Source organism: Nocardia wallacei (genome assembly GCF_014466955.1).
GTDB classification, from domain to species: Bacteria; Actinomycetota; Actinomycetes; order Mycobacteriales; family Mycobacteriaceae; genus Nocardia; species Nocardia wallacei.
The window spans coordinates 1,594,835-1,613,601 of sequence record NZ_AP023396.1; the positions used below are offsets into that span (position 1 = coordinate 1,594,835).

General features: G+C 68.7%; 19 protein-coding genes and 2 tRNA genes. 10 read left to right on the forward strand and 11 right to left on the reverse strand.

Annotated elements, in window-relative coordinates; genetic code table 11:
- Positions 1–97 precede the first annotated feature (97 nt).
- The gene (locus NWFMUON74_RS07315) at positions 98–703 is read right to left on the reverse strand and encodes a PPA1309 family protein (RefSeq protein WP_425300409.1); all 606 of its coding nucleotides are present in this window, start codon (positions 701–703) and stop codon (positions 98–100) included.
- A 196-nt stretch (positions 704–899) separates the two neighbouring features.
- Here NWFMUON74_RS07315 and NWFMUON74_RS07320 point away from each other — a divergent pair, with 196 nt between their 5' ends.
- A complete protein-coding gene (locus tag NWFMUON74_RS07320; protein WP_187687196.1) occupies positions 900–3,893 on the forward strand; it encodes a UPF0182 family protein in 2,994 nt (997 codons plus the stop codon).
- A gap of 81 nt (positions 3,894–3,974) precedes the next feature.
- On the opposite strand, the gene NWFMUON74_RS07325 is transcribed toward NWFMUON74_RS07320, so the two are convergent.
- Positions 3,975–4,514, reverse strand: coding sequence for a transglycosylase family protein (locus NWFMUON74_RS07325; protein ID WP_187687197.1), 540 nt, complete (start codon positions 4,512–4,514; stop codon positions 3,975–3,977).
- A gap of 514 nt (positions 4,515–5,028) precedes the next feature.
- On the opposite strand from NWFMUON74_RS07325, the gene NWFMUON74_RS07330 reads away from it, so the two are divergent.
- Positions 5,029–5,102 (forward strand) — tRNA-Met (locus NWFMUON74_RS07330).
- A gap of 98 nt (positions 5,103–5,200) precedes the next feature.
- Here NWFMUON74_RS07330 and NWFMUON74_RS07335 read toward each other — a convergent pair.
- Entirely contained in the window at positions 5,201–5,644 is a 444-nt protein-coding gene (locus tag NWFMUON74_RS07335) for a nitroreductase/quinone reductase family protein (protein WP_187687198.1), read from the reverse strand.
- 112 nt (positions 5,645–5,756) lie between these two features.
- Between NWFMUON74_RS07335 and NWFMUON74_RS07340 the strand changes: the two genes are divergently transcribed.
- The 3 genes from NWFMUON74_RS07340 (at position 5,757) to NWFMUON74_RS07350 (ending at position 7,468) form a co-directional block, all read left to right on the forward strand.
- On the forward strand, positions 5,757–6,242 hold the full coding sequence (locus tag NWFMUON74_RS07340; RefSeq protein ID WP_187687199.1) for a MarR family winged helix-turn-helix transcriptional regulator: 486 nt from the start codon (positions 5,757–5,759) through the stop codon (positions 6,240–6,242).
- Positions 6,243–6,370: 128 nt separating this feature from the next.
- On the forward strand, positions 6,371–7,321 hold the full coding sequence (locus tag NWFMUON74_RS07345) for a phosphotransferase (protein ID WP_187687200.1): 951 nt from the start codon (positions 6,371–6,373) through the stop codon (positions 7,319–7,321).
- 73 nt (positions 7,322–7,394) lie between these two features.
- A tRNA-Met gene (locus NWFMUON74_RS07350) sits at positions 7,395–7,468 on the forward strand.
- Between the two features lie 134 nt (positions 7,469–7,602).
- Here NWFMUON74_RS07350 and NWFMUON74_RS07355 read toward each other — a convergent pair.
- The 7 genes from NWFMUON74_RS07355 to NWFMUON74_RS07385 all read right to left on the reverse strand — a co-directional run bounded on the left by NWFMUON74_RS07355 (position 7,603) and on the right by NWFMUON74_RS07385 (position 12,828).
- Complete coding sequence (locus NWFMUON74_RS07355) at positions 7,603–9,198, reverse strand: ABC-F family ATP-binding cassette domain-containing protein (protein ID WP_187687201.1); 1,596 nt, start codon at positions 9,196–9,198, stop codon at positions 7,603–7,605.
- A gap of 240 nt (positions 9,199–9,438) precedes the next feature.
- Positions 9,439–9,816 (reverse strand): winged helix-turn-helix transcriptional regulator, encoded by a 378-nt coding sequence (locus NWFMUON74_RS07360; RefSeq protein ID WP_232110893.1) that lies wholly within the window; start codon positions 9,814–9,816, stop codon positions 9,439–9,441.
- Between the two features lie 2 nt (positions 9,817–9,818).
- Complete coding sequence (locus NWFMUON74_RS07365; protein ID WP_187687202.1) at positions 9,819–10,205, reverse strand: nuclear transport factor 2-like protein; 387 nt, start codon at positions 10,203–10,205, stop codon at positions 9,819–9,821.
- A gap of 24 nt (positions 10,206–10,229) precedes the next feature.
- Positions 10,230–10,874: a dihydrofolate reductase family protein gene (locus NWFMUON74_RS07370; protein ID WP_187687203.1), complete on the reverse strand. Its 645-nt coding sequence runs from the start codon at positions 10,872–10,874 to the stop codon at positions 10,230–10,232.
- Positions 10,875–10,945: 71 nt separating this feature from the next.
- The gene (locus NWFMUON74_RS07375; protein WP_187687204.1) at positions 10,946–11,158 is read right to left on the reverse strand and encodes a CDGSH iron-sulfur domain-containing protein; all 213 of its coding nucleotides are present in this window, start codon (positions 11,156–11,158) and stop codon (positions 10,946–10,948) included.
- Positions 11,136–11,792 (reverse strand): methyltransferase, encoded by a 657-nt coding sequence (locus tag NWFMUON74_RS07380; RefSeq protein ID WP_187687205.1) that lies wholly within the window; start codon positions 11,790–11,792, stop codon positions 11,136–11,138. Before NWFMUON74_RS07380 ends, NWFMUON74_RS07375 begins: the two co-directional genes overlap by 23 nt.
- A 28-nt stretch (positions 11,793–11,820) precedes the next feature.
- Positions 11,821–12,828 carry an iron-containing redox enzyme family protein gene (locus NWFMUON74_RS07385; RefSeq protein ID WP_232110895.1) on the reverse strand — a complete coding sequence of 336 codons (1,008 nt, stop codon included), beginning with the start codon at positions 12,826–12,828 and terminating at the stop codon, positions 11,821–11,823.
- A 114-nt stretch (positions 12,829–12,942) separates the two neighbouring features.
- Here NWFMUON74_RS07385 and NWFMUON74_RS07390 point away from each other — a divergent pair, with 114 nt between their 5' ends.
- The 5 genes from NWFMUON74_RS07390 to NWFMUON74_RS07410 all read left to right on the forward strand — a co-directional run bounded on the left by NWFMUON74_RS07390 (position 12,943) and on the right by NWFMUON74_RS07410 (position 17,535).
- Positions 12,943–13,314, forward strand: coding sequence for a hypothetical protein (locus tag NWFMUON74_RS07390; RefSeq protein ID WP_342212922.1), 372 nt, complete (start codon positions 12,943–12,945; stop codon positions 13,312–13,314).
- 33 nt (positions 13,315–13,347) lie between these two features.
- On the forward strand, positions 13,348–14,694 hold the full coding sequence (locus tag NWFMUON74_RS07395) for a cytochrome P450 (RefSeq protein ID WP_187687207.1): 1,347 nt from the start codon (positions 13,348–13,350) through the stop codon (positions 14,692–14,694).
- 91 nt (positions 14,695–14,785) lie between these two features.
- The gene (locus NWFMUON74_RS07400) at positions 14,786–16,573 is read left to right on the forward strand and encodes a thiamine pyrophosphate-requiring protein (RefSeq protein WP_187687208.1); all 1,788 of its coding nucleotides are present in this window, start codon (positions 14,786–14,788) and stop codon (positions 16,571–16,573) included.
- A gap of 15 nt (positions 16,574–16,588) precedes the next feature.
- Complete coding sequence (locus NWFMUON74_RS07405) at positions 16,589–16,912, forward strand: plasmid stabilization protein (RefSeq protein ID WP_187687209.1); 324 nt, start codon at positions 16,589–16,591, stop codon at positions 16,910–16,912.
- Between the two features lie 35 nt (positions 16,913–16,947).
- Positions 16,948–17,535, forward strand: a complete 588-nt coding sequence (locus NWFMUON74_RS07410; RefSeq protein ID WP_187687210.1) for an Rv1733c family protein — start codon at positions 16,948–16,950, stop codon at positions 17,533–17,535.
- Between the two features lie 82 nt (positions 17,536–17,617).
- Here NWFMUON74_RS07410 and NWFMUON74_RS07415 read toward each other — a convergent pair whose 3' ends face one another.
- Positions 17,618–18,760: an acyl-CoA dehydrogenase family protein gene (locus tag NWFMUON74_RS07415; RefSeq protein WP_187687211.1), complete on the reverse strand. Its 1,143-nt coding sequence runs from the start codon at positions 18,758–18,760 to the stop codon at positions 17,618–17,620.
- Positions 18,761–18,767: the final 7 nt, after the last annotated feature.

Sequence of the window (18,767 nt, forward strand, 5' to 3'; positions counted from 1 at the left end):
CGGTGCCGGTGCCGGTGCCCGTGTCGGTGCGTGCGCCCGTGCCCGTGTCGGTGCATGTGCCCGTGCCCGTGTCGGTGTCTGTCGCGTTCGCCGCGGGCTACTCCTCCGGCTCGTTCTCCAGGGTGTGGCGCAGGGCCTCGACCAAATTCGTGGCCAGGTTCGGAGCGGTGCGCAGGTCCAGGTCGGCGAACGGGTCGTCCTCGGCCTCGTCGGGACGGATCTGCAGCAGGCTCAGGGAGACGCCGTCGCGCAGCGTGCCGACGAACAGACGGGCGTCGCGGCGTCCCGGATGGGCGACCGCGGCCTTGCGGCCCGCCCGGTCGGCGGCGTCGCGGTCGGCCAGCAGCGGGGCGATGGCATCGTCGAGGGTCTGCTCGGCGTCCGGCGGCAGCACCACGATCTGCTGCACCAGCACGCAGCCCGCCACCGCCGGTGGCCAGCTGGTGGTCGCGAGGAATTCGTCCAGCGCCATCGCGTCCCCGCGCAGGTCGTCCGGAAGCGGTTCCTGCGCAATGGGAGTCAGTTCCGCGCCGTCGGCGAGCTGATCCTCCAGCGTCGGCTCGGCCGCGACCAGGTCGGCCGTCGGCACCAGCGCGAACAGCTGCGGCGGGCGATCCCACCCCTCGCCGTCGGCGTACTCGGCCACTTCGCGGATGCAGCGGTACAGAGCGGTGGAGGGGTTCACGATGGTCACGGCCGACACCTTAGGGCCTGCCCGGACGGTCACCCGGACCGGGCACGATGCCCGCCGCGACGCACTCGGGCAGGGAGTGTGATCCGATCCGACCCGTTTTACGTAGAGTGGGGCGCGAGAGACGGTCCGCAGGGACCGCCGCAACATCGGACTGCGGTGCGCCGACCGGGAAGTCGCGCACCGCCGGACCTGGGAGAGTGGCATCGTGGGCATGCGCCCCCCGACAGGCTTACCTTCGCTGTCCCGTCGCAGCCGGGTGCTGCTGCTGACGGCCCTCGTGATCGCGGCGCTGCTGCTGGTCGGGCCACGGCTGGTCGACGCCTATACCAACTGGTTGTGGTTCGGCGAGCTGGGATTCCGTCGTGTCTACGCGACGGTACTGGTGACCCGCATCCTGCTGTTCCTGGTGGTGACGGTCGTGGTCGGCCTGATCATCTGGCTGGCGCTGCTGGCGGCCTACCGCACCCGTCCGGTGTTCGTCCCGGTCGCCGGTCCCAACGACCCGATCGCGCGCTATCGCACGACGGTCATGGGGCGGTTGCGGCTGTTCGGCATCGGCATTCCGGCGCTGGTCGGCCTGCTGTCCGGGCTGGTGGCCCAGTCGAACTGGGTGACGGTGCAGATGTTCCTGCACGGCGGCTCCTTCGGCATGAAAGATCCGCAGTTCGGCCTGGACGTCGGCTTCTACGCCTTCGATCTGCCGTTCTACAAGATGCTGCTGAACTGGCTGTTCGTCGCGACGGTGATCGCGTTCTTCGCGAATCTGGTGACGCACTACGTGTTCGGCGGCCTGCGGCTGTCCGGGCGTGAGGGCACCCTGACCCGCCCGGCCCGCATCCAGCTGGCGATCATCGCCGGAACCTTCGTGCTGCTCAAGGCCATCGCGTACTGGTTCGACCGCTACTCGATGCTGTCGAGCACGCGCAAGGAACCCACCTTCACCGGTGGTTCCTACACCGACATCAACGCCGTGCTGCCGGCCAAGCTGATCCTGATGTCCATCGCCATCATCTGCGCGATCGCCTTCTTCACCGGAATCGTGTTGAAGGACCTGCGGGTTCCGGCGATGGCGGCGGCGCTGCTGGTGCTGTCGTCCATTCTGATCGGCGCGGTGTGGCCGCTGATCGTGGAGCAGTTCGAGGTGCGCCCGAACGCGGCGACCAAGGAGTCGGCCTACATCGAGCGCAATATCGCCGCCACCCGGCAGGCGTACGGCCTCACCGACGACAAGGTCCAATACCAGGATTACAAGGGCACCCCGACCAAGGACCCCACCTCCATCCCCGCCGACCAGCAGACCATCAAGAACATCCGGCTGCTGGACCCGAACCTGTTGACCCAGACCTTCGTCCAGCGTCAGCAGCTGCAGAACTTCTACGGCTTCCCCGATCCGCTGGACATCGACCGCTACACCGTCAACGGCGAGGTCCAGGACTACATCGTCGGCGCGCGAGAGCTGGTGCCGCAGAACCTGTCCGGCAACCAGACCGACTGGATCAACAAGCACACCGTCTACACCCACGGCAACGGTTTCGTCGCCGCGCCGGCCAACCGCGTCAACGTCGCCCCGCCGAAGGAGACGCAGCAGGCCGCGACCGGTTCGGCCGGGTCCAACACGGGCGGCTACGGCTACCCGGTGTTCAACATCGGCGACCAGTCCACGGTCAGCGACCTGTTCACGCCGAAGGACAAGCAGGCGATCAAGGTCGACCAGCCGCGCATCTACTACGGCGAGATGATCGCCAAGTCCGATGCCGACTACGCGATCGTCGGGGGCAACGACCAGCCGCCACGCGAATACGACACCGGCACTTCGCAATACACCTACACCGGTTCGGGCGGCGTGCCGATCAGCAACTGGTTCAACCGCCTGGCCTTCGCCGCCAAGTACGCCGAGCGCAACATCCTGTTCTCGGGCGCGATCGGGTCGGATTCGAAGATCATCTACAACCGGAATCCGCGCGATCGGGTACAGCAGGTGGCCCCGTGGCTGACCGCCGACGGCGACGTCTACCCGGCGGTCGTCAACGGCCGCATCCAGTGGATCGTCGACGCCTACACCACCCTCGACAACTTCCCCTACGCCCAGCGCACCTCGCTGGAGGGCATCGAGGATTCGATCGATCAGAACACCGGGCGGATGCTGCCTCGCAAGGAGGTCAGCTACATCCGCAACTCGGTGAAGGCCACCGTGGACGCCTACGACGGCACGGTGAACCTGTACGAAGTGGACTCCAACGATCCGGTGCTGAAGGCATGGGAGGGGGTGTTCCCGAACGCGGTGCAGCCCAAGAGCGCCATCACCCCGGAGTTGCAGGCCCACTTCCGTTACCCGGAGGACCTGTTCAAGGTGCAGCGGGACATCCTGTCGCGCTACCACGTGAACGACCCGCGAGAGTTCTTCACCACCAACGCGTTCTGGTCGGTGCCCAGCGACCCGACCTCGGACACCCCGACCAACGCGCATCAGCCGCCGTACTACGTGCTGCTGGGCGATCCGCAGACGGGTAAGCCGCAGTTCAACCTGACCAGCGCGATGGTCGGATACAAGCGGCAGTTCCTGGCCGCCTACATCCAGGTGAATTCGGACCCGGAGAACTACGGCAAGTTCACGGTGCGCAAGCTGCCCACGGACTCCCAGACCCCCGGCCCGCAACAGGTGCAGACGTCCATGACGACCGATGCCCGGGTGTCCAGTGATCGCACGGTGCTCACGGGTGGCAACACCAACAAGATCAAATACGGGAATCTGCTGACCCTGCCCGTCGGTGACGGGGGCGTGCTCTATGTGGAGCCGTGGTATCTGGAGCGCAACGCCGGACCCAATGCCGCATCGTTCCCGCAGCTGGTGAAGGTTCTCGCCAGTTCCGGGGACAAGGTCGGCTACCAGGCCACGCTGGGCGACGCGCTCAACGACGTCCAGGAGGGTCTCGGCTCGACGGCGACCCAGCAACCGGGCCAGCAGGCGGTCAACCCGCCCAGCGGGAACGGCACCGCGCCGCCCGCCAACCAGGGCACCCAGCCGCCGGTCACGCCACCCTCGACGGGGTCGGCCGGTAAGGACGCCGCGGTCAAGGAGATCAACGACGCGCTGAAGGGCGTGCAGGACGCGCAGAAGTCGGGCGATCTCGGCCGCCTGGGCCAGGCGCTGGAGACCTTGCAGAAGGCCGTCGACGATTACAACAAGGCCGGCGGATAGCGCGGCCGATACGCGAACGGCGCCGCCATCGTCATTGATGGCGGCGCCGTATCGTTTCTCCCGGTATGGAGAGCTTTCGCGTCAGCGGCCGAGCGACTCGATGAGGCCGCTGTTCTGCTGCAGGAGCTGCTGATACTGGTCGGTGACGCCGAACTGGTCGGCGAGCTGTTCGCCGGTGCTCTTGGCCTGGTCGAGCAGGGCCTGGCGGTCGGACGGGGCAGGGGCGGGCGCAGCGGGCTCCTCCGGCTGCGGCTCGGGCTGCGCGACGCTGTCTTCGCCGGCGCCCCAGCGCAGGTACTGGCCGCACACCGGCCAGGCGCCCACGCCCTGAGTGGCGAGGACGTTCTCGGCGACCCGGATCTGCTCCTCCTTGGAGGCGTTGGCCGGGCTGCCGGAGCCACCGTTGGCGTTCCAGGTGCTCTGCGAGAACTGCAGGCCCCCGTAGTAGCCGTTGCCGGTGTTGATGTTCCAGTTACCGCCACTCTCGCACTGGGCGACACCGTCCCAGTCGTGGGCAGCGGCGGAAGCCGTGCTGGACATGGCGAACGGGACGGCAACAAGGGCGCCGGTCACGGCGGCGAGGCCGAAGGCGCGACTGCTGATCTTCCGGTTCTTGTTCATTGGCTGTTTCCCTCCCTGCGCCCACCGGCACGACGGCGAACCGCCGGGCCCTGCCCCCAGGAGGTCGGGGATCCCTCGAACCGCGGGGCAGGGTCGCCGGTGTGCAACGGTTCGGGTCGGTTGCCCCGTCACGAGGATCGTTCCGGGCCGAGCACGACGATAACGAACAGATTTCGACAGATCACGTCTTGATAACAGCTGGAATGCGTGAAGCGCATAACCGAATTCGGACCGTTGATGCAGGATAGCTATGCTGCGTTAGGAAATTCTGGTCGGTCTGTTATCTGTTCGTTATGTGTTCCAGATCACCCCGTGATTGTGTGCCAGTTCACGTTTCCACGCTCTTGCGCAGGGGACGCGCGTGTGCGCGAGAGCTCTTGCGGCGCTGTTGCCCGCCCGATCCCCGCTCGCCCTCTTTCCGACCGCCCATGATCATCTCGACCCACCCCGAAACCCCCGCTGACCACACGATTTGTATGTCCTCACCACCTGTGTGTAATGTTGTGTTCACCGACGCGGGGTGGAGCAGCTCGGTAGCTCGCTGGGCTCATAACCCAGAGGTCGCAGGTTCAAATCCTGTCCCCGCTACTAACGAGAACGGCCCCGGAACCACTGGTTCCGGGGCCGTTTCTTTCGGTTCCGAGTCCTTCTCGCCGTAGGCCGTACGGGAGGGTGTGCGGGCCGGATCAGGCCGGTTCGACGCTGAACACGGCGATTCGGTCGGCCGCTGCGGCGACTCCCTCCGGCGTCGCATGCTCGGCCAGGCCCGTGGTGACGAAGCGCCGGCCTACGCTCGCCGGACTGGTTTCGACCAGCTCGCGCAGAAGCGGGCCGCGGTCGGTGACCGGCACCTCGACAAGGCGGGCTGTGGCAGCCTTGCGGCCTCGGGTCAGGGTGACCGTATCGGCCGCTCGTACGTTCGCCACCCAGGCGGCCTTGGGGAATGCCTGGAAAATGTAGCGGCCGCCGCTCAGTTCGTTCACCGCGATGGGGAAGGTGAGCTCCCGGCCCGTGCGTCGGCCGCGCACCGTGAGCAGTTGCATCGGGCCGAAGGCGAGGCCGGCTCGCTGCAGACCGGAAATGATCTTGTTGATGGTATTGACCCGGCGACGGTACCTGTCTGCGTTCATGGAACCAGTGTAGATCGTATGATACGAGAAAGATATAGTATTGTTTACGTACTTTCTCGATCTGCCGTACGATACGGAAACCGTATGAAGCGGTCGAGCCGAGGTGGTGACGATGGGAACCGAGCGCACGGCGTCTCGGCGACAGCGGAAGTTGGCCGTCGAGGTCAAAGATGCGTTGCGCGAATTGAACATTCAGCTGTCGCTGCTCAACCGCCGGTTCGGCGGGCGAGTCGAATTGCGCGATGCCGACTGGACCTGCCTCGATCTGATCAACAGGCACGGGCCGATAACGCCCTCCGCGCTGTCCCGCCGGGTCGGCCTGCACCCGGCCACGCTCACCGGCATCCTCGACCGGTTGCAGAAGGGCGGCTGGATCGTGCGCGAACGCGATCCGGAGGCGGCCGATCGCCGGGCCGTCACCCTGCGAGCCGTGCGTGACCGCAACCCCGAACTCTACGAACTGTTTTCGGGCATGAACGGCCGGATGGACGAGCTGTGCCGCCATTACTCCGAGTCCGAACTGGAACTCATCGCCGATTTCCTGCGCCGCACCAGCGCCGCCGGCCAGGAATCCGCCGACGAACTCGCCGCCGATTGAGGTTCGAATCCTGTCCCCGATCGGTTGGCATCAGTGACGCCGCGCGCGGATACCAGTGCTCATGCTGCCCAGGCGTTTTGTGGAACACTGGCTCCGGGGCCGTTTCGATCGTCGAGAAAGAGAGATTCATGGCCGATTTCGCGACACCGCAACGCCTCGCGCAACGCACCTCCGCCGCCGTCGACGCGGCCGTCGGAGCGGGGCGCGACCTCGGCCTCACCGTGACCGACGCGACCGTGCTCCACGACCTGTTCTCGGTCGTGGTTCACCTGGCGCCGACTCCGGTCGTGGTTCGGGTTCCGACCGTCCTGCCGCCTTCGGAAAGTCTTGTTGCCCTGGCGCGTCGGCAGCGGGCGGAATTGGACGTGACGCGATGGCTCGCCGACCGGGGCACGCCGGTGATTCCGCCCAGCCCCCTCGTACCACCGGAACCCGTTCAGCGCGAAGGGTTCTCGATGACCTTCTGGCAATTCGTCGAGGAGGATCGCGATCGAGAGCCCGACTATGTGGCCAACTCCGAAAGCGTTGCCGACCTGCACGCCGCGCTGCGCGCGTATCCGGGGCGGCTGTCCTTTCTCTCCGCGGCCGATCCGCAGTTCGTTGCGGACAGCCTCGTGCTGCTCGACCGGCGCCCCGATCTCCTGGGCGCTACCGAGCTGGACCGCGCACGTCGCGAATGGCGGATTCTGGAGCCGCTGGTGCGCTCCCGCGCCGCATTCGAGGCGGCCTACCCGGGAATCGATCTCCAACCGATCCATGGCGACTCACCGACCGCGAACATCTTCGCCGGGGTGGACGGGGACCGCTACTCCGACTTCGAACTGGTCACACTCGGCCCTGTGGAGTGGGACCTGGCCGCTCTCGGATCGGTCCACGAATCCGCCTACAACGTCGGCGCGCGGCGCAACGGCACGCGGCTGTTGCGCGACGACGTCATGCGGTTCGTCAATGCCGTGGGCATGTTGCGAGTCATCGCCACCCTCACCCTCGTACCGCAACTGCCCGACCTCGCGACATACCTCGCGCCCGCGGTCGAGCAATGGCAAGCGATGCCGTTCGCCGGCGGCGCAGCCGAGTAATACCCGCCCGTTCGGCCTCGATCCTGCGGTTTTGGGGTGGAGAACCAGGTCGTGTAGGGTCATAACTACCCGACGCGGGGTGGAGCAGCTCGGTAGCTCGCTGGGCTCATAACCCAGAGGTCGCAGGTTCAAATCCTGTCCCCGCTACTCATGAGGGCGGTCCTGGCCGGTAGGTCGGGACCGCCCTCGATTTCGTCTCGCGGGAGGCGTCGCCCCCATCGCGCAGGCGATCATCGACGCAGATCGTCTGTGAGGGCCCGGAAGCCCACTGCCGGAGGCGGTTACAGGGACGCGCGCTGCCGGAGCCGACCGCCCGGCTCGAGTTCCACGACGGTATCGATCCCGATCCTGCGCAGGAACGGGAAGTCGTGGCTGACCACCAGGATCGCGCCGCGATAGTCGGTCAGGGCCTCGACCAGCTGGTCGACACTGGCGATGTCGAGATTGTTGGTCGGCTCGTCCAGGATCAGCAGCTGGACCGGAGGGGCGGCGAAAAGCAAGCGCGCCAGGGACACTCGGAAGCGTTCACCGCCGGACAGGGTGGAGACCGGACGCTCCACACTGGTGCCGCGCAGCAGCAGCCGGGCGAGCTGATTGCGGATGGTGGCCGGCGCGGTGGCGGGGGCCGCGGCGCGGACATTGTCCAGGGCGCTGGCGTTCTCGACCAGATCGTCCAGACGCTGCGGGAGATATCCCACCCGGCCGGTGAGCAGCACACCGCGGTCGGAATGGTTCGCGTCGAGCAGATTCTCGAGCAGTGTCGTCTTGCCCGCGCCGTTGGGGCCGATCAGGGCGACGTGTTCGGGACCTTGGATGACGATATTCCGGTCGCCGTCGTGGAGTTCGGCGATGCGGCGGCTGCGCGGCACGTCCGGGTCGGGCAGGTCGAGGTGAATGTGCTCGTCGTGCCGGACGCGGGCCGCGGCGGCATCCAGATTCTGCTGTGCGGAGCGGACTTTCGCGTCGAGCGTGGTGCGCATGGCGCCCGCCGAGCCCTGTGCCCGGCTGGCGCGGTTGCCCGCGAGAATGCGCGGTATGCCGCCGTCGCGCTGGGTCGCGCGGGCGGTGCGCTCGCGTCTGGCGAGTTTCGTCTCGGCCTCGATCCGCTGCCGCTTCTCGACCTTCAATGCCTGCTCGGCGGTGCGGGCCGCCTGCACGGCGGCGGCTTGCTCCTGTTCGACGTGCTGTTTCCACGCGCTGTACGGTCCGCCGAACACGTCGAGGGTCCCGCCGCGCAGCTCGGCCGTGGCATCCATGTGCTCGAGCAGCTCGAGGTCGTGGCTCACCACCACGAGGGTGCCGGGCCAGGAATCGACGAATTCGGTGAGTCCGGCGCGGGTTTCGCGGTCGAGATTGTTGGTCGGCTCGTCGAGCAGGGTGATGGGCGTGCGCCGGACCCGCAGACCCGTGATCGCGATCAGCACCGCTTCGCCGCCGGAGATCTCCCCGACCCGGCGATCCAGATCGGCGGCGCTGAACCCGACGTCGTGCAGCGCCTCGTCGGCGCGGGATTCGATGTCCCAGTCGTCGCCGATGGTCTCGAAGTGCTCGGCGTCGGTCTCGCCGGATTCGATCGCGCGCAGGGCCGCGAGTTTGCCTGCGATACCGAGCAATTGGGCGATGGTGGCGTCACGGCCGAGGGTGAGCGTCTGCGGAAGGTAGCCCACTGCACCGGTGGTTTCGATGCGCCCGGACGTGGGCGTCAGCAGACCGGCGATCAATCGCAACAGCGTCGATTTCCCGGCGCCGTTGCGGCCGACCAAACCGGTGCGCCCGGTGGTCAGTGTGCCGTCGAGCCCGGACAGCGCGACGGTGCCGTCGGGCCATTCGAAGGTCAGATTCCGTAGCGTGACAGCAGAGGGCATGGAGATGGACATGGGTCGTCGACTCTTTCCTGCTCGGGTACGAGCGCCGCGAGTATCGCGCCGTGGTCGAACGACTCTTCGGCGCGTGATCCGGAAAATGTGCGGAGTCAGGCGAAGGCGAGAATGTGTGTGCTGGAAGCGCCGCCTCCGACTGGGCGGCTAGATTCTGTCGACTTCCTCGATGAGCACGCGACCACTTTACCAGCGATGTCAGATGGTGATCGTCTGGTATTCGGTCTGCTCGTGATCGCCTCAGCTGGTGAGCGGGCGCTGCGGTCCGGTTCGGGCCGGTGCGTCGGTCTGGTGCCGGCTCCACTCCTCGGCCCATCGGGTGAGGGGCTGGAGGTTGTCGACCAGGCGGGTGCCGAGGGGGGTCAGGGCGTAGCCGTTGTCGTGGGCGACGAGGCCCGCGTCGGTGAGTTCGTGGAGGCGGCGGGTCAGGACGCTGGAGGAGATGTCACCGCAGGCGGTGCGGAGGTCACGGAAGGTCGGCGGGTGCTCGGCCCGGTGGAGTTCCCAGATCACGCGCAGCAGCCAGCGGCGGCCGAGCAGGTCGAGCAGGGCCATGATCGGACGGCCGGTGGTGGAGCCGCGGACCGGCCGTCCCGGGGCGGGGATGTCGGCGGCCACGGCTAGGCCGCCGGTTCGGGGAGAGGCGAATCCTCCAGTCGCCGCGCCATTGTCGCGATCGCGCCCCGCAAGACGCGATACGGCCGCAGGAACAAGGTCACCTGACGCAGTTTGCCGTGCGCATCGCGCTCCTCGCGGAGTACGCCCTGCAACTCCTCCCGCTCTACCTTCGCGCGGAAGGCGAACACCCGATCCCCGGCCCCGGGCCAGGTCGCGGTCTCCTCGACACCACCCAGCACTGTCGCGATCACGCCCAGCATGTGCGCGACGTTCGCCCGGCCGCGATAGTCGGCCACCGGGCTCGAGAAAACCGCTCCCTCGGCCAGTTCGGCGGCCAAGCTCCCGACGTCGCCGGACCGCCACGCTTCCAGGACAACACTGTCGTGCATGCCTCTATATTAGAGGCGCAAGGATCACCGGCGCCAGAGGAAGTGGTGGACGACGCCGCTCGGGCTGGGGATCTTCTCGATGTGGAAGCGGTCCGCGAGTTCGTCGGGGCTGGTCCAGAGTCGTTCGCCGCCACCGAGTTCGACGGGGGCGACGGCGAAATGCATGGTGTCCACGAGGTCGGCCGCGAGGAATTCGCGCACCGTGGCGACCCCGCCGCCGATCCGCACGTCCTTGCCGTCGGCCGCCGCCTTGGCTCGTGCCAGCGCTTCCTGTGGTGTGGCGTTCAGGAAGTGAAATGTCGTCTCGCCCCGGGTGAAGGACGGGCGTTCGTGGTGGGTGAGGACGAAGACCGGGGTGTGGAACGGCGGCTCCTCGCCCCACCAGCCCTGCCACCGGTGGTCCTGCCACGGGCCGCGCTGGGGCCCGAACTTGTTGCGGCCCATGATCTCCGCGCCGATGTTGCGGAAGAACTCGCGCGTGCAGTAGTCGTCCAGTCCGCGCGTGCCGCCGGGCTCGGTGCGGTTGACCCAGCTCGCCGTCGCCCCGGCCCACGAGAACAGCGCCGTCGCGTCGGCGTCGCCGAAGGGGCGTTGGAGACTTTGGCCGATCCCAGCGCCGTATCCGTCGCTGGAGAGATTGAAGTTGTGGATGCGCACCAGCTGTTCCATCGAGGCACCTTTCTACACGCGGACTGCGAGCAGCATGCCGCATGCGATTGCAAAATGCAATCAGTAAGGCGTCAGTCGCGAGGAACCCGCTTGTGGCGGCGATGGCTGGTATCGCAGAGCGGGTAGGTGCGCGAGCGGCGGCACATGCAGACCGCGACGACGAAGCGGTCGCAGTGGATGGTGGCGCCGTCGTCGGTCACCAGGTCCACCGGGCCCTCGATCAGGGCGGGCCCGTCCTTGGTCAGGGTGACGCGCCTGGGTTCAGCGTGCGGTTCGGTCGGCACGGATCACCACCAGTTCCTCGTGTCGTTGGCCGGGCTCGATCAACCCGACCGCTTCCAGCCAGGCGGCGCGGGCGTGCAGCACGGGCCCGAACTCGTTCGGCTCGCGCGCCGCGACCGCCGCCTTCAGTCCGCCGGCGCGCAGCAGGCGCATCGTCTCGTCCGGGTCGCACAGCGCCGAATGGACGATCAGCGCCGTCCCGCGCCGGTTCAGCAGTGTGGGCATCATCCGGCACAGCGGATCGAGCAGTGCCCGGCCGCTCCGACCGGCTTCCCAGGCCCGGGCGGCGCCGCGCGCGGCAGACGGCTCCGGCCCCGGCACGTACGGCGGATTCGCCAGCACCGTATCGAAGCTGCGGTTCCGCAGCACCCGGTCGAATTCACCGTGCAGCAGTTCCAGCCGGCCACCGCGCAGGCGGCTGTTGACCCACGCCGACAGCAGCGCCGAGCGGGAAACATCCACGGCCGTAACCTTTTTCGCGCCCAGTCGCAGCGCCTCCACGGCGACGGCGCCGGTGCCGGTGCACACGTCGAGCACCTCAGCCCCGCGTGGCATCGCGGCCGCCGCCATGGCTCGCATGAGCAATCTCGTATCTGCCCGTGGCCGGTAGACCCCCGGGGCGCGGAAGAAGATCATGCACGATGGATAGCCGCGATCGTCGCGGTCAATCCGCCGGAGCCGCTTCGGTAGCACGCAGCGAACTCCGCCCGGCCTGCCAGCTGTCGAGCAGATGGCGGTCGATGCGGTCCTCGAGCAGGTTGGTGGCCTGGATGCCGAAGACCACCGACTCGGTGAGCGCCGGTTCCCGGTCGAGCAGATCGCCGATCACGTCGCGGCGCATGACCTGCTCGTGCACGGCATCGGCTTCCACGTGCTCGGCGTAGAACCGCACGCACGCCGGGTCCGCCCGCAGCCTCTCCAAGGTCTCCACCATGCGCCGCGACGCGGGCGGCGAGGTGATCTCGACCGTCGCGAAGTGCCCGACCAGCGCCCCGCGCAGCGCCCGGTGCAGGCCGAACAGCGACATCATGTTCACCAGGGCCAGCATCGGCGCGGGGGTGACAGCCAGATAGTGCAGGTAGCCGGAGTCCAGCCCGGCGGCGTCGAGCAGATCGGCGTAGAGCTGGGCGTGCACGCGCTCACCGCGGCCGCCCCCGAACTCGTCGAATTCCACCGCGACCAACGCCGCCTTGGCCTGCCCACGCAGTCGCGGGATCACCCACGCGTACGGGTCGGCCTCCTTGAGGTGGTAGATCGAGCGGTGCACGAAGTACTCGCGCACCTGCCACCATTCGCCTTCCGCGCGCAGGAACGCGCCGACGCCCGTGGCCTCCACGGGCTCGGTCACCAGCTGTTCCAGCTCGGCCGCCACGTCCGACCCGCCGCTCACCGCGTCCCGCAGCGCGGTCAGGAAGCGCTCCTCGAGCCGCGCCCGCAGCCGCAGCAGGTCCGGGTCCCACTCCCAGGCCGGATCCACCGACTCGAAGCCGTGGTAGTGCAGTTCGTAACAGATGTGCAGGGCCAGGTGCAGGTCCTCGCCGAACGGGTCGGCATCGGCGACGTCGGGCTCGGTCCACCCGGTGACGCCGCGCAACAGGTCGATGACGGCGCCGGACAACTCGCCGCGCGGCGCGGGCAACGCCGGGGCGGTGGGGTCGGTATGGGTAGTCACGACTGTCGAATACCCCGAACGCCGCCCGCAATCGTGGCGCGGGCCACCGGCGGGCGAGTCGGTTCGAACACGATTCGGCGGGTATGCGCGTTGGTGAAGGGAGTGTGATGAACCATGGACCACGTCTACAACCGGCAGGAATCGATTCGCGCCCTCGACTACACGGGCACCGCCACCACGCGGACCGGCCGCCCGGACGACCGCGACTCCGCGGGCTTCCCCGACGACGCGCGCACTACGCGCAGCCATGCCGGAGAGGGCTTGGAGGACGGCTACAACGTGCCCGGAATCGTGTTGTGCGCGTTGGGAATCGTCGCCATGGCATTGGCGCTGACCGCCGCCGGGTACGGCTTCGCGGGCTGGGCCGTGGTCGCCGGTGTGGTGGCCGCGGTGTGCGGCGTCGCGGGTGTGGCCTGGCTGCTGCTCGAACACCGGCGGGTCAAGGCGAAGGAGGGCTTGTCCCTCACCGACCAGCAGGGCCACTGACGACCGAATCGTCGCAACCGTCCGGAGGTACACGTGGGCGAAGGCCATCGGATCACCGGCGTGCGCGCGGCCGCCGTCCTGGCCGATCTCGGGTTCACCGCCGTGGCGTCGGGTGTGATCGCCCGGCGGCGGGCGGTGATGGGCGCGCTGGAACGGGCACAGGCCGATCGCCGGACGGTCGGCCGCATCCGGCGGTTGCGCGCGGAATTCGGATCCGGGCCGGTCGAACTGGTGATTCCGGGCCGGAGGTTCGTCATCGTGCTCGATCCCGCGGATGTCGCGACGGTCCTGGCGGGCACTCCGACGCCGTTCCATCCGGCCAACCGGGAGAAGCGCGCGGCGTTGCGCCAATTCCAGCCGCACGGCGTGCTGGTATCCGACGAACCCGTTCGCGACGAGCGCCGCGCCTGCAACGAGGCGGTGCTCGACACGGACGCGCCGATGCACCGGCTGGCGGGTCCGTTCGCGGCGGTCGTGGCCGAGGAGGCGCACGAGATCATCGAGTCCGCGCTGCGGCGCGGGCATTTGGACGCGGCGCGGTTCACCACGGCCTGGTGGCGACTGGTCCGGCGGATCACACTCGGCGACCCGGCCCGCGACGACGACGCGATCACCGACGAGCTGTGGCGGCTGCGCTCGGCCGCGAACTGGTCGTTCCTGGTGCCGCCGCGACGGCGGCGTCGCGAACGGTTCTTCGATCGGCTGCAGCGGTATGTCGAGAACGCCGGTCCGGACAACCTGGCCGGGACGGTGGCCCGGCTGCCGGGCGGCGGCGCCGTCGATCCGGTGGGGCAGATTCCGCACTGGCTGTTCGCCTTCGATGCCGCCGGAATGGCGTCGAGCAGGGCGTTGGCCGTGCTGGCGACCCATCCGGAACAGCACGCCCGCGCGGTCGCGGACGCCGCCGATCCCGCACACCTCGGCCTGCGGCCGTATCTACGCGCCTGCGTGCAGGAATCGGTGCGGCTGTGGCCGACCACGCCGATGATCCTGCGGGAGGTGACCGCGCCTGCCGCCTGGCGCGCCGGTGACGAGCTGTTCGTCACCGCGCCGGGGGCGGCGCTGCTCATCACTGTCCCGGCCTTCCATCGCGACCGGGACCTGCTGCCGTTCGCGGACGAGTTCGTGCCCGAGATCTGGCTGGACGGCCGCGCCGAGCAGTACCCGCAACTGGTCCCGTTCAGCGCCGGGCCCGCCGGGTGTCCCGGACAGAACCTGGTCCTGTTCGTCACCAGCGCACTGCTGGCGCACCTGCTGAGCGCGCTGGAGCTGCGGCTGCGCTCGCACCTGCGACCGGTGCCCGATGCCCCACTTCCCTTGATGTTCAACAACTTCGGACTCGACTTCACCGTCACGCGGGCGACCGCCCGCGTCCCGTAGGCGCCGGAATCCGCCCTGGTGATTGGTCGGCCGGTTCGCGGGTATCCGGCCGACAGCGCCCCCGGACGACCCGACACGGACAGGAGAGGCGATGGCTGAGCAACAAGTGGGCGACCACATCGTGCAGCGGCTGCGAGAGTGGGGGGTCGAGCAGGTTTTCGGCTACCCGGGTGACGGGATCAACGGGCTGGTGGCCGCCTTCGGCCGCGCCGGGGACAACCCGTCGTTCATCCAGGCCCGGCACGAGGAGATGGCGGCTTTCCAGGCCACCGGCTACGCCAAGTTCAGCGGGAAGGTCGGGGTCTGCACGGCCACCTCCGGCCCCGGCGCCATCCACCTGCTCAACGGCCTCTACGACGCCAAGCTCGACCATGTGCCGGTGGTGGCGATCGTCGGACAGACGGCCCGCAGCGCCATGGGCGGCAGCTACCAGCAGGAAGTCGATTTGCAAAGCCTCTACAAGGATGTCGCGAGCGATTACCTGGTGGAGGTCAACGTCCCCGCGCAGCTGCCCAACGCGCTCGACCGCGCGATCCGCGTCGCCATGACCCGGCGGGCACCGACCGCGATCATCGTGCCCGCCGATCTGCAGGAGCAGCCGTACGAGCCGCCGGCGCACGAGTTCAAGCAGGTGCCCTCCAGCGCGCCCGGACCGGTACAGCCGGGTACGGTGCTGCCCCCGGCCGAGGAGGTCCGCCGCGCGGCGGAGATCATCGACGCCGGATCCAAGGTGGCGATCCTGGTCGGGCAGGGCGCCAGGGGAGCGGCGGCCGAGATCACCGAACTCGCCGAGCGCACCGGCGCCGGTGTCGCGAAGGCTCTGCTGGGCAAGGACGTGCTGCCCGACGATCTGCCGTTCGTCACCGGGCCGATCGGATTGCTCGGCAGCCGCCCCAGCTACGAGCTGATGCGCGATTGCGACACGCTGCTCATCATCGGGTCGAACTTCCCCTACTCCCAGTTCCTGCCCGACTTCCGGCAGGCCCGCGCCGTGGAGATCGATATCGACGGCGCCTTCATCGGCATGCGCTACCCGACCGAGGTGAACCTGATCGGCGACGCCAAAGCGACTGTCGCCCAGTTGATCTCGCTGGTAGAGCGCAAGCAGGACCGGTCCTGGCGCGAGACGGTCGAGAAGAATGTGGCGCGCTGGTGGGAGGTCGTGGAGCGGCAGTCGATGCTCGCGGCCGACCCGGTCAATCCGATGCGGGTGGTCTGGGAGTTGTCGCAGCGCATACCCGACAACGCCATCGTGACAGCGGATTCCGGCTCGTCCACCAACTGGTATGCGCGGTGCCTGCGGATGCGCGGCGATATGCGCGGCTCGTTGTCGGGCACGCTCGCCACCATGGGCCCCGCCGTGCCCTACGCGATCGGCGCCAAGTTCGCCCACCCCGACCGGCCCGCGATCGCGCTGGCCGGTGACGGCGCCATGCAGATGAACGGCATGGCCGAACTGCTCACCATCGCCCGCTACCGGGACCGGTGGACCGACCCGCGCCTGATCGTCTGCGTCTTCCACAACAACGACCTCAATCAGGTCACCTGGGAGCTGCGGGCGATGGGCGGCGCACCGAAATTCGAAGAGTCCCAGACTCTTCCGGACGTCTCCTACGCCGAGGTCGCGCGCTGCGCCGGTTTCACCGCGATCGCCGTCGACAGCCCCGATCAGCTCGGGGACGCCTGGGATCGCGCCTTCGCCGCCGACGGCCCGGTGCTGCTCGACGTCCGGTGCGATCCGGAGATGCCGCCCATCCCGCCGCACGCCACCTGGGATCAGCTGAAGGACACCGCCTCGGCGTTGCTGCACGGCGATCCCGATGCGCTGCATCTGATGGCGCAGGGCGCGAAAGCCAAAGTCCAGGAATTCATTCCATGATATCGGAGGTGTGAGATGCCCAAGGAATGGACCGCGAAACAGGAACGCGAATACGAGCACATCAAGGACTCCGAGCAGAGCCGGGGCGCGAGTACCCGGCGGGCCAAGGAGATCGCGGCGCGCACGGTGAACAAGAACCGCGCCCAGTCCGGGGAGTCGCGGACGGCGAGCAAATCGAGCGTGCGGGACAAGTCCCCGCAGCGTCGCGGCGGGCAGCGATCGCACAGCGGCCCCGGCGGCCCCACCCGCGACCAGCTGTACAACGAGGCGCGGCAGCGCGGTATCTCGGGACGTTCCAAGATGACCAAGAAGGAGCTGGCCTCGGCGCTGGGGAAGTAGCGCGGAGGGTCCGCGCCCGCGGCGCGGGAGGCGAGATGGCACAGGATATCTCGATGGTGCTGCGCGCCCGGCGGCTCGCACCGTGGGCGCGAAATCCCATGTTGCGCGGGGTCGATCGGCTGGAGGGCTGGATCCGGCTGCTCGCGGCCGTGGTGGTCCTGCTGGCGATCCCGGCGTCGGTGCCCGCGGGTATCGACGGTTACACCGCGGCGCGTGCTCGCATCGACTCGGAAAACGCCGCGAAAACCGCTGTGCCCGCGGTGATCATCACCGATCCGGTCCGGGTGCCCGCCACCGACCGGGTGACCGTGGACCGGATGCAGGCCGAGGCGCGGTGGAATCACGAGGGCCGCGCCGGGGAGGCGTCGATCGATGTGGCGGGAACCGCGAAGCGCGGTGACCGGATCGAACTGTGGCTGGGGCCCGACGGCCGCCCGGCCACCGACCCCGTCCCGGCCGACGCGGCGATCGGCCAGGGCATCGGTCTGGGACTGCTCACGTTCGCCGGTATCTGCACTGCCACAGGCATTCTGGTGTGGATCACCGGTCGGCTGCTCGACCGGCGGCGCAGCGCGGCGTGGGAACACGAATGGAAAGAGGTCAGCCCCGCCCTCGGCTCGTAACCCACCGCGCCTGCTCGCCAGCGATTACCGCGGCAGCGGCCGCTGGGGTCGCGACGAGTCGCGTCGTGCCCACACGCGGGGATCAGGAACCCGCGAGTGAGCGCGCCACCACCAGGCGCTGAATCTGGTTGGTGCCCTCGAAGATCTGGGTGATCTTGGCCTCGCGCATGTAGCGCTCCACCCGGAACTCGCGGGTGTAGCCGTAGCCGCCGAGCACCTGGACGGCGTCGGTGGTGACCTTCATGGCGGCGTCGGTGGCGACCAGTTTGGCCACGGAAGCGTTGCGGGAGTAGGGAAGTCCGGCGTCGCGGCGACGGGCGGCGTCGAGGTAGGTGGCGCGGGCGGAGTCGACGGCCGCGGCCATGTCGGCCAGCAGGAAGCCCAGGCCCTGGTGGTCGATGATGCGACGGCCGAACGCCGTGCGCTGCCGGGCGTAGTCGATCGCCTCGTCCAGAGCCGCCTGCGCCAGGCCGACCGCCACCGCCGCGATGCCGAGACGGCCGGAATCCAACGCGCTGAAAGCGATCTGGAGTCCCTGGCCTTCCGTGCCGATGCGGCGGTCGGCCTCGACGGGGGCGTCGTCGTAGTGGGCGCTGGTCGTCGGCACCGCGGACAGGCCCATCTTCTCCTCCGGCTTGCCGAAACTCAGCCCGGGAGTGTCCTTGTCGACCAGGAAGCAGGAGATGCCGCGCGAGCCCTCGCCGGTGCGGGCGAACAGAGTGTAGAAGTCGGCGCGGCCGCCGTGCGTGATCCACGCCTTGGTGCCGGTGACGCGGTAGCCGTCCGCATCCGGAACGGCCTTGCAGGCCAGGGCCGCGGCATCGGATCCGGCCTGCGGCTCGGACAGGCTGTAGGCGCCGATCGTCGCACCGCCCAGCATGTCCGGCAGCCACCGCTGCTTCTGCTCCTCGGTGCCGAAGGCCAGCAGCGGGTAGCAGGACAGGCTGTGCACGCTCACCGCCACGGCCACCGCCGCCCACCGGGCCGCGATCTCCTCGAGCACCTGGAGATACACCTCGTACGGCTGCTCGCCGCCGCCCCATTCGGCCGGGTACGGCAGGCTCAGCAGCCCGGCCTCGCCCAGCGTCGCGAACACGCCCTCGGGATAGGTCTCGGCCTTCTCGTGCGCGTCGACGATCGGCGCGAGCGTCTTGTCCGCGATATCGCGGGTCAGCTGGATCAGGTCCCGCGCTTCGGCGGTGGGCAGCAGGCGGTCGACGGCCACGCGCGGC